This is a genomic window from Bdellovibrio bacteriovorus (genome assembly GCF_025558485.1).
In the GTDB taxonomy this organism is placed as follows: Bacteria; Bdellovibrionota; Bdellovibrionia; order Bdellovibrionales; family Bdellovibrionaceae; genus Bdellovibrio; species Bdellovibrio bacteriovorus_G.
On the sequence record NZ_CP102930.1, the window covers coordinates 1,972,814 to 1,986,171 of the forward strand.

The window sequence follows — 13,358 nt, forward strand, 5'->3', positions numbered from 1 at the left end:
TAGGTGAATATGGCTAACAATAAAACAGAATCTTTTGGCCGTTTTGATTTCGTAGGTAAGGCTTGGTTCTTTGGTGGAGTTTCGTTGATTCTGGTGATCGCGTCTTTGGTATATCTGGCGGTTCACGGGATCTCTTATGGTATCGACTTTAAGGGTGGTACTGAAATCCAGGTTAAGTTTGACCAGGGTGTGACAATTGATCAGGTTCGTGACTCTGTCGCGGGCTTGGATTTGGGTGAAGTGGGCGTTCAGTCCTTCGGTGAAGGCAATGAATACATCATCCGTTTCCAGGGACGTGAGGGTGCCACAGATAAAGAAACAAATGATATCCTGAATGCGGATCTTGCAAAAGTTCGCGGTATCATCACAGAAAAATTTGTGGCTTCCAATCCGGACATCCGTCGTATCGACACCGTGGGACCTCAAGTGGGTGCGGAGTTGAAGCGTAACGGTTTGCTGGCAGTTTTCTACTGCTTGCTTGTGATCCTGATCTACGTGGCACTTCGTTTCGATTACAAATTTGCTCCGGGCGCGGTTTTGTGCTTGTTCCACGATGCGGTGATCACTTTGGCGGTCTTCGTTCTTGTGGGTAAGGAAGTGAATGTATCCATCCTGGCTGCGATCATGACGCTGATTGGTTTCTCTCTGAATGATACCATCGTCGTATTTGACCGTATCCGTGAGATCGACACTGGGAACCATGATAAAGGCTTCAAGTTTGTGATCAACAAGTCCATCAATGAAATGTTGGTGCGTACTTTGATCACTTCCGGAACCACTTTCATTTCCGCTTTGTGTTTGTACATCTTTGCGGATGGAACGGTTGAAGATATCGCCTTCTCTATCTGTGTTGGTATCTTCTTCGGTACTTATTCCTCTATTTACGTGGCAGCTCCTTTCGTTCTTTTGATGGATAAATTCCAAATCAAAAAAGCCAAAGCTGCCTAAGGGATTTTGATGAACCCTTTATGGACGCTGCGAGAATCTGAGCTTCAACCCATGGCCCCCGCGAAAGTCGAGGGGCAGTGGCCCGAGCTCATCGGAAAGGTTCTTGCGGCGCGAGGGTTCGCGTCTTCTTCGGAAGTTGAAAAACTTCTTTTTCCGAAGCTCGCTGATTTGAAAGATCCCCTGGTTTTAAAGGGGATGTCTCAAGCTCTTGAGCGTCTGGGTAAAGCCTACCTGAATAAAGAAAAAATCTGTATCTATGCTGATTTTGACCTGGATGGAACGTCCGGGCTGGCCTTGTTAAAAACTGGAATGCTTGCTTTGGGGTTCCCGGATGTTTTGCATTATCAACCCAAGCGTCTGGCTGAAGGTTACGGCTTCCACGCCCATGCGGTGGAGGAATTGCACAAACAGGGTGTCAGTCTGATCATTACTGTGGATGTGGGAATTACCGCTCACGCGGCGATTGATAAAGCCAATGAGCTGGGTGTGGATGTTATTCTGACGGATCACCACTTGCCAGCCGATACAATTCCCAACGCCTTTGTCGTGGTGAATCCCAATCAGGGGGACTGCCCGTCGGGTCTGGGTTATCTGTGCGGTGCCGGGGTGGCGTTCTATCTGGTGCGCGGATTGAAACGTTACTTCCATGATCATCCACAACTACCTAAAAATAATTGGGATTTAAAAGAAGTCTTGGATTACTTTACCATTGGTACTTTGACGGACATGGTGCCGCTGGTGGACGATAATCGCGTGCTGGTAAAGCATGGTCTGGTGAAGCTGGCTGAAACCAAACGCGCCGGACTTCGAGCATTACTTGAAGAACTTGATTTGGTGAATCGTCCCTTAACCAGTCAGGATGTGGCGATTCGTTTTGCTCCCAAGTTGAATGCTCTTTCGCGTATGGAATCCGGTATTTTGCCGATTGATATATTCTTGTTGGAAGATTCAAGCCAAGCCCGCGATATGGTTCGCCAAGTGATGAAGAATAACTCCACACGAGTGCAGCTTCAGGGGGATGCCGAGGCGGAAGCTCAAGAAATACTTAAAGTGTGGCCTCATCAGGATTTTGTCTTTGTGGCGTCCAAAAACTTCCATCGCGGGGTTTTGGGATTGATCGCAACCAAGCTGACGCAAGTTTATAACAAGCCGGCCTTTGTCGGATCAGTGGGTGACGATGGTATGATCGTCGGCAGTGCCCGACTTCCTCAAGGTCAGGAGGCCTGTCTGGTGGAGGCGATGTCTTCAGCGCAGGAACTGTTAAGTCGCTTTGGCGGACACTCCGCTGCGGCGGGCTTTGAGGTGGCTGAATCCCGCGTGGCTGGTTTTATCGGAAAGCTGGCGGATCATTTTGCAGACCTGCGTGAAAAACCAAAGCCACTGGAAATCTTCTATGATGTCGAAGCAGGTTTAAGCGAGGTCAGCGAAGGCCTGATGAAGTGGTATGACTTTGTCGGTCCATTCGGAGCAGGGTTCTCGATCCCGTTGATTCATTTTACCAATATTCAGGTTTTGTCCAAACGCGAACTTAAGGGTGGGCATCTGCGTTTGAAAATTGCAGACCCCGATGGGGGCGCTTCGGCTGAGGCCTTGTTATTTACTCCGACTCCTCGACAGTTGGATTCTTTGACCGTGGTTCCGGGCTTTTACCATATTTTGGGCGAGCTTCAGTGGAACTATTTTGCGGGACAGAAAACAGTACAGATTCTTATTCGTGACTTAAAGGCAGCGACATGAAAAAGACCAAGAAAGTCGTAGTGCTTTTATCGGCGGGGCTGGACTCGACGGTGAATGCCTACGAGGCTATCAAGCATCATCATGAAGTCGTTTTGGCGTTAACCTTCAATTATGGCCAGCGGGCGGCGATGAAGGAAATCGAACATTCTGCGAAAATCGCCAGGCACCTGGGGGTGCCTCACCAGGTGGTGGAGCTTCCCTGGTTTAAAGACTTCAACAGGTCCTCTTTGTTGGTGGAAACTCAGGAAGTTCCGACGGGATCTGCTGTTGAAATTGATAATCTGCAAAAGTCTGAGGAAACGGCGAAGTCCGTGTGGGTTCCCAATCGCAATGGGATTTTCCTGAATATTGCGGCAGCCTATGCGGAAGCATTGGGGGCGGACGCCGTGATTCCCGGATTTAATGCCGAAGAAGCTGCCACATTCCCGGACAATTCCCGTGAGTTTCTGGAGCAGGCCACAAAAGCCTTACGTTATTCCACGTCCAATCATGTGACAGTCGGATGTTATACGGCTCATCTGAACAAGCCGGCAATTGTTCGTCTGGGGCAGGGACTGAAGATTCCTTGGGAATTGATCTGGCCCTGTTACTTCTCGGGTGAAAAGTGGTGCGGGCAGTGTGAATCCTGTCTGCGTTCCAAGCGTGCGTTTGCATCTGCAAGCATTGATGTGAAACATCTTTTTAAGGAGCCCTAGTGGAAACACATTTCATTGAAAAGAAATTTGCTTACGACGGATCTCAGTTGCATTCCTTGTTTGCTTATCTGGACCATGGGGTGTTGGGACCTTCGATTATTTCCTGGATTGGGCCGTGCTCAATTCCTTTCAGTCATATGGTTGACGGTGAAGACCTGCTCGCCAATGCGGTGATTCAGGGGGATGAAATGCTTCATTTCATCATCGAGGTTTTTGATCGCGATTTGTTCTCGGGTGTTTCCTTGCAGCGTTTGTTCGCAGCGATAGCCAAGGACTATGTACAGGTCCATGGCAAAGGACTTTTGACCGGAAAAGAACTGCATCGTTCTGGTGATGATATTTATCTGGGCGAGAAAAAATTAAGTATTAGCATTGCCACAAAATCCCCGGTGTCTGTGATGGTTCACTTTGCCATGAATGTGACAAACAAAGGTACACCCGTGGAAACATTGTGTTTCGAGGATTTGCAGTTGGACCCACGCCGGGTGGCGGAAGACTTGATGATGCTTTTCAAGAAAGAATTCATCTCAATCGTAACAGCCACCCAAAAGGTCCGCCCTGTTCCTTAGTGGTGGTGGTGGCCTTCGGATTTTTTGCTGCCTTCTTTGAAGGGTTTTAGAGGAAGTTTATAGACAGCCTCATTGCCCACGGCTTTGTCGCGAGTGGCCTGGATAACCAGTTCGGTTTTGGCCGGAACCTTGCTATTGGGAATGCAGTGGAAGTGATTTCCATCCATCACCTCGCAGGTGTATTTTACTTCGGATTTTTTATTTCTGGCTGTGACTTTGACGTCTGAGTTTTGAGATGTGGGATTTTCAAAGTTTATATCCAGAAGATAGACGTGCGCGCTTTGATCTTTGCCCACTACCAATTCCGTATGAAAAGCTCCGGGCATTTGGATGTGGCCGCCGTGAGGACCTGGTTTGTCTTCCCCGTGAGCCCAGGACAAGGATGGAAGCAGAATCAGAGTTGCCAGTAGTTTCATTTCAGATCTCCTTATTTAGTCAATTCATCAAATTTGAGTTTTAAAACAGCCAGTTCTTTTTGAACCTCGATCAAGCGGGTTTTGTTGTCAAAAAGGCTGTTGGTGGCGTTGGCCAGATCCGAAGAGTTCTTCACTCCGCGGCGGTATTCGGACAAAGTCAGGTCATAGTACTTCTGAGTCAGCACCTGGCGTTTCTCCAAAAGCTGTTGTAATTGCAAAAGCTCAGAGGCTTTGTTGGACAGGCTGTGCACTTGTGTTTGCAGCTGTTGTGCTAAATTGGATTTGGCAAAAGCCTCAGACTTTTCCAATGAGCTTGCTGACTTGGACTTGTTCCAGGATTCAAAACCCGAGAAGAAGGTCCACGTCATCAGCACGGAAAGTCGTGATTCATTTCCCTGCAACGGATCATCATACTGCGGAATGATTCGCCCGTACTGGGCATTTAGATCCACCGTGGGCAGGAATTCGCCCAGGGCCTGACGTCGGCGCAACTGACTGGTTTCCTCCATAGAGTTCTGTTTCATAATACTTGGGTTGCGGGAAAGATCCGTCAGGCTAAAGTCCGCTTTGCTCATTCGGGGGAAGGTGTCTTTGGCGGAAACTGCGACCGGGTCCGGTGAATTGATCAGAATTTTAAGTTCGTCCAAAGAAATTTGCAGATCCGTTTTATGGGTTTCAATTTCTGCGGAAAGGGTGCTTTCCTCCAAATCCAGTTCGATGGCATCCACGTTGGAAGTCAGGCCAGCATTGATTTTTTTCGCGGCCATGGCACGCTGGTTTTTTAAGAACTGCAATTTTTCCGTATCAAAGGAAATAAACTGGCTGTTCAGAAGCGCTTTGTAATAAGTTTCCCCCAGTTCGCGATGCAGGCGGCGGGAGATTATTTCATGATCCAGCCCCGCGATGTCGTATTCACGCTGGGAGATCTTGCGATTCTGCCAGTCCTGACCGCCACGGAAGATATTCCAGCTGCCGTTTAGGTAGCCGACATAACCGTCATCATTGTCATGCAGGGTCTTTTCTTTCGCATATCCGGCAGAGGCGGAAAGTTCGGGCAGCAGGGCACCCCAGCTGCTTTGGGCCTGAGCTTTTTGTGCTTCCAGTTTCGCCTGACTGGCGCGCAGTTCGTTGTTGTTTTCAACCAACTGTTTTTGCAATTGGGAAAGGCCCGGCGAGGTCTGCGCCACCGCCGAGAAAGAAATCAAAAGACTTGCAAAAGCCCAGGACCGCAGTGACATGGGAACTCCTTATTTTTCAACCAGGAACTTGAATGTGTCGGTTTTGCCTTCAAACTCGGCTTTGATTTCCAGATTCACACGGTGAGACCCCTGGAAGTCCACTTCTGTATTGAAGATATTATCAGTTTTGGTGAACTTCAAAGTTTGCGATTTCCCTTTTGGGGATTTCGCCGTGCCGCTGATCTTCACTTTGTTGATATCCAAAGTTTCATCTGCATGGGCGCGGGGGAAGAACTGCACTTTGTTTTCAATAGCCAGCATTTCCATATTCATCAGATTGCCGGCTTTTGGGATGCCACCGTGCATGGCCTTCAGGCTGCCGGGAACCTGATCATGGCCTTCGTGTGCAAAAGACGTCGAAGCCAGTAGGGATAGCGCCAATGTCGCGATCAAAGATTTTAGTTTCATAAAAGGACTCCTTCTTTTTTGCTTTCTTCAATGGATTTCAGGGCGGACTTTTTGCCGAAGTGATAAAAAATCGCCGGGGTGACATACATATCCAGCAACGTGCTGCTAAGCAATCCACCGACAATGACAATGGCCACCGGATGCAGAATCTCGCGGCCCGGAGCATCCGGAGACATTGCCAAAGGCAAAAGTCCTAGAATTGCAGTCAGCGCCGTCATGAGCACAGGCACCAGACGCTCCAGAGAGCCCCGTATCACCATGTCCTTGGTGAAGGATTCGCCTTCATGTTTCATTAAGTGCAGGTAGTGCGACAGCATCATAATGCCGTTACGGGAGGCGATGCCGCAAAGAGTGATAAAGGCCACGAGGCTTGCGATACTCAGAGTGCCGCCGGTCAGATAAATCGCAAATATCCCGCCGATAAACGCCATCGGAATATTCAGCATAATCTGAACTGAGATAAAGGTGGACTTAAAGTGCGCAAACAGAATCAGGAAGATGGTCACGATAGAAAGGGCTCCCAGCAGAACCATTAGCTGGGATGCCTGTTGCTGGCTTTCAAACTGCCCGCCATAAACCACATAGTAGCCGGCCGGAAGTTTGACCTTTTCGTCGATATTCTTTTTGATATCCGCCATGATTGCATCCAGGGATCTTTCGGCAGAGTTCGCCTGAACGACAATACGTCTTTGGGCGTTTTCTCTTTGAATGATATTGGGTCCGGTGGATTCATAAACGTCGGCGACCTTTTCGACGGTGATGCGGCTGCCGTCAGGCATGATTTTTACCGGGGTCTTTTTGATAAGCTCCAGGTCTGTGCGGGACTTGTCATCAAAGCGCATAAAGACATCGACAGTTTTATGGCCTTCAAGAATTTGTCCGACCACTTCACCTTGCAGGGCTTTTTCCAACAGTTGTGCCAGATCCCCGACGGTGATGCCGTAACGGGAGGCCTCTTCGCGCATCAAATGAATTTTAACCTGAGGAATCAGAACCTGTTGTTCCACTTGCAGGTCCACCAGCCCCGGAACATCTTTAATGGCCTGATAGACTTCGGCACCCTTGGCTCTTAAAATGGGTAGCTCCGGTCCAAAGACCTTGATGGCGATTTGCGCGCGCACCCCGGAAAGCAGGTGATCCAGGCGATGAGAGATCGGTTGGCCAATGTTGATGCCCACGTCCGGAATCACTTCCAGATTTTTGCGGATTTCCTCCAGAACCACACCGCGGGGACGCCCTTCCTCTTTGAAATCGACTTCGATTTCTGACGTGTTAACACCTTCGGCATGTTCATCCAGTTCCGCGCGACCTGTGCGGCGGGAAACAGTCACCACCTCTGGAGTTTTTAAAATGATAAGCTCGGCCTGAGACCCCAGCTTATTGGATTCAGCCAAAGAAATTCCCGGTTTGGCCACCACAGAAATCATGGCTGATCCTTCGTTGAAATGCGGAAGGAAGTCACGCCCCAGAATTGCAGAAAGTCCCAAAGCCGCCACCAAAAGCAAAGAAGCAAAAATAAGAATCGGCTTGGGATGATTTAATGTTTTTTCCAGAAGACGGGCCTGGTGTTTTTTTAAGAAGCGAACGATGGCGCCGTCTTTGTGTTCAAGTAGTTCCCCTTTGGAAAGGAAGTACGAACAAAGGGCCGGAGTCACAGTCAGAGACACCACCATGGATGCCAGCAGGGATACGATATAAGAAATCCCCAGTGGCACAAACAGGCGTCCTTCGATACCGCTCATGCTGAACAGAGGCACAAAAACCAGAACCACAATCAGGGTGGCGATAACAATCGAATTACGGACTTCGGAAGAGGCCTCATAGATGACCACCAAGGGATTGCGAGGAGTGGACAGAGTTTTATTTTCGCGCAGACGGCGATAGACGTTTTCAACGTCCACAATGGCATCATCCACCAGTTCGCCGATGGCGATGGCCAAACCACCCAAGGTCATAGTGTTCACGGACAGACCGAACATCTTAAAGACAATGGCGGTCAGAACAAATGACAAAGGAATGGCTGTCATGGTGATGGCTGTTGTGCGGAAGTTCATTAAGAACAGGAACAACACCACCAGAACCAGCAGGACACCGTCGCGCAAGGCCATCTTCACATTGTCGATGGCATTTTCAATGAACAGGGACTGTTTGAATAAATTTGGTTGAAGTTCGACCCCGGCCGGAAGCGATGACTGGAACTGCTTCAGGGCTTCGTCAACTTTTTCAGTTAGTTCCAGAGTGCTGGCTCCGGGCTGCTTTTGGATACTTAAGATAACACCGGGCTTGCCGTTGATACTGCCATCACCGCGTTTGGTTTGCGGGCCTTCAACAACTTCGGCGATTTCTTTAACCAGAACGGGGCGGCCCAGGTGCATGCCGACGACCGAATTCATGATTTCTTCTTTTTCCTTAACGCCACCAATATTGCGGATCAGAAACTCCTGCCCCTGAAGGTCGATAAAGCCCCCGGTAGAATTCACACTGACATCAGACAGGTTGTGTTCGATTTCATCCATCGTCAGTTGCAGTTTTTGGATTTTCTCTGCGGAAATCAGAATTTGAAACTGACGGACGCCGCCACCGATGGCAATGACCTGGGAAACACCGGGGATGCTCATCAAACGGGGACGCAGTGTCCAGTCAGCCAGAGTGCGCAGTTCCATGCCGGAAACTTTATTGTCAGGAGAACTCAGGCCGACAAACTGGATTTCGCCCATAATAGAGGAAATGGGCCCCAAAACCGGAGAGAGGTTCTTCGGTAGTTTTTCCTTGGCCAGAGCAATTTTTTCCTGAACCATCTGACGATTGCGATAGATGTCCGTGTCCCAGCCAAACTCCACATAAATAACACTTAAACCCACGCCCGAGGACGAACGCACGCGCTCTACCCCGGGAAGTCCGTTTAGCGCTGTTTCCAGCGGGAAGGTCACCAGCGTTTCAACTTCTTCCGGGGCCAGGCCATGACCTTCGGTAATAATGTTAACTGTCGGACGGTTTAAATCGGGAAACACATCCACGGGTAGGTGGACCAGGGCCCAGCCACCATAAGCAATAGCCAGTGCCGCCAGGGCGACCACAATGAGACGATGAGTTAGGGAATACTTAATAATTCTATCCAGCATAAATCCTCTGCTATGGCCTATTAGGGTTGGGCTTTCCGATTTGTGACAAAATGAGGAAAATTTTTTTCTGCACAACCCTCTTGAAATACATACCCCAGGGGGGTATATACTGGAATCGAAATCGAGGTGTGTCATGAAAAAAGATTCCCCCCAGCATCCGGATCACAGCGAGCATTTAAAGCGTTTAAATCGTGTTCGTGGTCAGTTGGATGGTGTGCAGAAGATGATTGAAGAGCGTCGTTATTGTCCCGACATCGTTTTTCAGATCCGCGCCGCTGCCAAAGCTCTTCAGGCGATGGAAAACGAGATTATGAAGACCCACGTGCATGGTTGCGTCAAAACGGCCATAAAATCTCGGGATGAAAAAGAAGTGGCAAAAAAAATCGACGAGATCATGAATCTCGTCAGTAAGTAGGTTGTTATGGAAAAAGAAACGGTTCAAGAATCCACTGAATTGCAACTCATTGGCATGTCCTGTGTGAACTGTGCCGGGAAAATTGAAAAAAGCCTGAATGCTCTTCCTGGGGTCAAGGCGTCCGTGAACTTTGCAACGGAAAAAGCCCATGTGGACTTTGGTGACAGTCCACTAAAGGTGGAAAACCTGATTAAGATGATTCAAGAGCTGGGATATCAGGCTTTCGAGGTGAACTCTGAGGTGGACACGCAGAAGGCCAAAGAGGAAGCCGCGGCAGAGTACCGTAAAGAACTGCGGCTGTTTGTGATTTCCGCTCTTCTAACTTTGCCCTTTATGATTGAGATGGTGACGATGTTCACTGGCGGTGGGCATGAGATGATGCCTCGCTGGTTCCAGTGGATTTTGGCGACACCGGTGCAGTTCTGGATTGGCTGGCGCTTTTATCGCGGGTCCTATTATGCCTTGCGATCCGGCAGTGCCAATATGGATGTGCTGGTGGCCTTGGGAACCACGATGGCTTATGGCTTAAGTGCGGTGATTACATTCCTGAACTGGCATCATCATCACGTCTATTTTGAAGCCAGTACTGCGGTGATTACTTTGATTTTGCTGGGTAAGCTGATGGAGAGCCGCGCAAAAGGAAAAACGTCAGAAGCAGTGGAAGGCTTGCTGCGCTTGCAGCCTAAAAAAGCCTTTGTCGAAAGAAATGGCGAGCTTAAGCAGATTGATATTTCAGAACTGGTTTCCGGTGACATCGTTGTTGTGAAAAATGGCGAGTCCATTCCTGTGGATGGTTTGGTGGTGGAAGGCGTTTCCACTGTCGATGAATCCATGCTGACCGGGGAAAGTCTGCCGGTCCAAAAGGGTGTGGATGACCGCGTGTATGCGGCGACATTGAATCAGGACGGTAGCCTGCGTATCAAGGCCACCGGGGTTGGCGCAAAAACCCAGTTGGCACAAATCATTAAAATTGTAACCACGGCTCAGGGGTCGAAGGCCCCGATTCAGCGTTTGGCGGATAAGATTTCCAGCGTATTTGTGCCGGTTGTGGTGGGTATCAGCGTGCTGACCTTTATTGGGACCTGGTTGTGGACTGGCGATCTGACGTCAGCATTTATATCCTCTGTTTCTGTTCTGGTGATTGCATGTCCTTGTGCTCTGGGGTTGGCGACGCCGACCGCTGTGGTTGTGGGAATTGGCAAGGGGGCGGGGGCAGGTGTGCTTTTCCGCGATGCCAAGGCGCTGGAGCTGGCTGAAAAAATCGACGTTCTGGTGTTGGATAAAACCGGCACCATCACAGAGGGAAAACCTGTGGTCACAGAAGTGCACGTCACCGCAGGTCAGGATCGGAACGAGGTTTTGCGCTGGGCTGCCAGTCTGGAAATGGGATCTTCGCATCCACTGGCACACGCCATCGTCGAAGAAGCTAAAAAGGAAAAGTTGGAGCTAAAATCGGTTCAGAATTTCAAAAACATTGTGGGTCAGGGGATTGAGGGACGCATTGAAAATCGCAACTTAAAACTTGGAAAAACAAGTTGGGTGGCAGCTCCGTATTCTTTGGATCAAAAGCTTCTTGCGGATCTTGAAAACAAGGGGCAGACGTTGATGGCTTTGGCGGATGATGAACGGGTGCTGGGCTATATTGCCGTGGCGGACCGTATTCGCGAAAGCTCCAAGGCGGCCATCGCGGAAATTCAAAAGCGTGGCGTGAAAGTGATGATGTTAACCGGTGATAACGAGGGCACTGCGCGTGAGATCTCCCGCCAGGCCGGTATCACTGACTTTAAGCACAGCGTGAAGCCCGCTGATAAAGCCAATGTCATTGTGACCTTGAAACGCCAAAAGAAAAGAGTTGCAATGGTCGGGGATGGCATTAACGATGCTCCGGCCCTGGCGATGGCGGATGTCAGTTTCTCGATGTCTTCAGGAACTGATATTGCGATAGAAACAGCGGATGTGACTTTGATGAAAAATGATTTGATGTCGGTGGCGCATGCGATTGAACTGTCGCATTTAACCTTACAAAAAATCCGTCAGAATCTGTTCTTTGCGTTTATCTATAACGTGTTGGGTATTCCGCTGGCTTCTTTGGGGATGTTGAATCCGGTTATTGCCGGCGCCGCTATGGCAATGAGTTCTGTTTCCGTGGTGAGTAACTCGCTGCTGTTGAAGCGTAAAAAGATCTAAGAGGCTTTATTTTTGATATAAGCCTCTCTTAACCACAAACGGATGTGTTTAAGATAGTAATCCTTCATGCCGAAGAAGACAAAGTGGTTCAGGTGATAGTCGCCGCCACTTTTGTCTTTTTCGGTGTAATTTACCGTGCCGATAATTTCCGGCGTTTCCAGTTCTTCCGGGCGCCACAGAATAAATTCACGGAAGGCACCAATACTCATTTGTCGATAGTATTTCAGAATCAATCCGGCCTCGGAAATTTGTGTGATCTCCACGGGATTGGCCACTTTTAACGGGTTGTTATCCTTCTGGTGAACCACGGTCACTTCAGTTTTATTGGCCAGGTCTGAATGTGTTTTTAAAAGCTTCTTGGTGATATAGGTTTTATCCAGTGGTGTGAAGAAGACTTCTTTGGCCCAGGATGAAAGGCCTTTAACTTCATCAATGGGCAGACGTTTTCGGCTGATAAAGTACAGCTCTGGTGCGGCTGTCATTTCGGTTTCATGGGCCTTGCAGCGGTCTTTTAAGTATTGTTGCAGTTGTTCCCATTTTTTTTGTTTTTCAATTTCAAACAGTTCGTAGTTCGTGAAGATGACATCGAACTGCACAGGCAGCATCTGGCGGTTTGGCGTGTCTTTATCGGCCAGATCCGACAGCAGCTGTCCGTAATTGGAATACGTATAAACTTCTGAATTTGCGAAGCGTTCACTAAGGAAGGTTTTTTGTTCCATGGCCAGTGGGACGTCTTCATCCATAATCAGGATATGTTTTCTGGTGTTGGAGGTCTGAAGAACCGCTTCGCTGGTATGATCCTTATTCTGTAAAATATTGCGGCGAATCTGGCTGACTTGTTGATTGTCGGCTCCGATATACAGGAACTCACAAAGGAATTGTTCCGGACCGATTTCCTTGCAGGAATTGCAATAGGCTAGCAGGGATTTTTTGCTGTCCGTCGTGAATGAATCGCTGTAATACTTCGTCAGCGCTCCTATGCGGATGGCGTGGTTGTTCACGGTCGTAAAGCCGATTTCAGAGATACTGTTTAAACTGACTTCCTTTAACATTTCGATGGTGGAATTGATCTGCATCGAAGCCACCGCCGTGGAGGTCACCGGATGATGGCCAGTCAGGGCATATTCCAAATGCTGGCGAAGAATCAGTTTGTCGAAGGGTTTAAAGATGACATTGTTGATGATGCGTTCTTCAGCCAGCCCGATATCAAAGTCAGGACTGTCGAAGGCGGTCAGAATCAAAGCGGTGGGTTCCTGTTCGGAACACATTTTTTTGCGCAGAAAGAAGTCGCGGGCCCGCTTGATCAGCCCGATATTTTGAATCCCCATGAACTCGTTTTTGGCAATAACCAAACGCAGTTCGTGAGTGCTGGAGGGTTCCAGTGGAGGGCCTGTGTCGTCTTTGTAGGGACGGCCACCGTTGGCCAGAGCCAGGGCTCCTTCTGAGACAGATATCTTTAACCATTCATGGAATTCAGAAAGGCTGTGAAAAAAGCGAATAGCAAGCTTTGGATCTATATTTCTTAGAGTTTCAAATAGATCTTTTTGGGTGCGTTCATCATCTTCCAGGATATAAATGAACTTCATGCCTTCATTATATCCTGAAATGAGCCAAAAAGGGGAA

11 protein-coding genes are annotated in these 13,358 nt (G+C 48.8%); 6 read left to right on the forward strand and 5 right to left on the reverse strand.

From position 1 onward, the window contains the following. The first annotated feature begins 9 nt into the window (after positions 1 to 9). Genes secF through EZJ49_RS09665 form a run of 4 tightly spaced genes read left to right on the forward strand, consistent with a single transcriptional unit; the run spans position 10 to position 3,949 of the window. Complete coding sequence (gene secF, locus EZJ49_RS09650; RefSeq protein WP_262551863.1) at positions 10 to 948, forward strand: protein translocase subunit SecF; 939 nt, start codon at positions 10 to 12, stop codon at positions 946 to 948. 9 nt (positions 949 to 957) lie between these two features. Continuing rightward, complete coding sequence (recJ, locus tag EZJ49_RS09655; RefSeq protein ID WP_262551864.1) at positions 958 to 2,685, forward strand: single-stranded-DNA-specific exonuclease RecJ; 1,728 nt, start codon at positions 958 to 960, stop codon at positions 2,683 to 2,685. Further along, entirely contained in the window at positions 2,682 to 3,380 is a 699-nt protein-coding gene (gene queC, locus EZJ49_RS09660) for a 7-cyano-7-deazaguanine synthase QueC (protein WP_262551866.1), read from the forward strand. The genes recJ and queC overlap by 4 nt, the downstream gene beginning before the upstream one ends. Then, positions 3,380 to 3,949: a DUF366 family protein gene (locus EZJ49_RS09665; protein WP_262551867.1), complete on the forward strand. Its 570-nt coding sequence runs from the start codon at positions 3,380 to 3,382 to the stop codon at positions 3,947 to 3,949. Before queC ends, EZJ49_RS09665 begins: the two co-directional genes overlap by 1 nt. On the opposite strand, the gene EZJ49_RS09670 is transcribed toward EZJ49_RS09665, so the two are convergent. The 4 genes from EZJ49_RS09670 to EZJ49_RS09685 are packed head-to-tail and all read right to left on the reverse strand — an operon-like array spanning position 3,946 to position 9,133. Continuing rightward, on the reverse strand, positions 3,946 to 4,365 hold the full coding sequence (locus EZJ49_RS09670) for a hypothetical protein (RefSeq protein ID WP_262551868.1): 420 nt from the start codon (positions 4,363 to 4,365) through the stop codon (positions 3,946 to 3,948). The two genes, EZJ49_RS09665 and EZJ49_RS09670, sit on opposite strands and share 4 nt — an antisense overlap. An 11-nt stretch (positions 4,366 to 4,376) precedes the next feature. After that, a complete protein-coding gene (locus EZJ49_RS09675; protein ID WP_262551869.1) occupies positions 4,377 to 5,603 on the reverse strand; it encodes a TolC family protein in 1,227 nt (408 codons plus the stop codon). A gap of 9 nt (positions 5,604 to 5,612) precedes the next feature. After that, the gene (locus tag EZJ49_RS09680; protein WP_262551870.1) at positions 5,613 to 6,011 is read right to left on the reverse strand and encodes a hypothetical protein; all 399 of its coding nucleotides are present in this window, start codon (positions 6,009 to 6,011) and stop codon (positions 5,613 to 5,615) included. Further along, the gene (locus EZJ49_RS09685) at positions 6,008 to 9,133 is read right to left on the reverse strand and encodes an efflux RND transporter permease subunit (RefSeq protein ID WP_262551871.1); all 3,126 of its coding nucleotides are present in this window, start codon (positions 9,131 to 9,133) and stop codon (positions 6,008 to 6,010) included. The genes EZJ49_RS09680 and EZJ49_RS09685 overlap by 4 nt, the downstream gene beginning before the upstream one ends. A gap of 133 nt (positions 9,134 to 9,266) precedes the next feature. Here EZJ49_RS09685 and EZJ49_RS09690 point away from each other — a divergent pair, with 133 nt between their 5' ends. Both EZJ49_RS09690 and EZJ49_RS09695 read left to right on the forward strand, forming a co-directional pair. Then, positions 9,267 to 9,548: a metal-sensitive transcriptional regulator gene (locus EZJ49_RS09690; protein ID WP_262551872.1), complete on the forward strand. Its 282-nt coding sequence runs from the start codon at positions 9,267 to 9,269 to the stop codon at positions 9,546 to 9,548. Positions 9,549 to 9,554: 6 nt separating this feature from the next. Further along, a complete protein-coding gene (locus EZJ49_RS09695; protein WP_262551874.1) occupies positions 9,555 to 11,735 on the forward strand; it encodes a heavy metal translocating P-type ATPase in 2,181 nt (726 codons plus the stop codon). Here EZJ49_RS09695 and EZJ49_RS09700 read toward each other — a convergent pair. Continuing rightward, on the reverse strand, positions 11,732 to 13,321 hold the full coding sequence (locus EZJ49_RS09700) for a hypothetical protein (protein ID WP_262551876.1): 1,590 nt from the start codon (positions 13,319 to 13,321) through the stop codon (positions 11,732 to 11,734). The two genes, EZJ49_RS09695 and EZJ49_RS09700, sit on opposite strands and share 4 nt — an antisense overlap. Between the last annotated feature and the right edge of the window lie 37 nt (positions 13,322 to 13,358).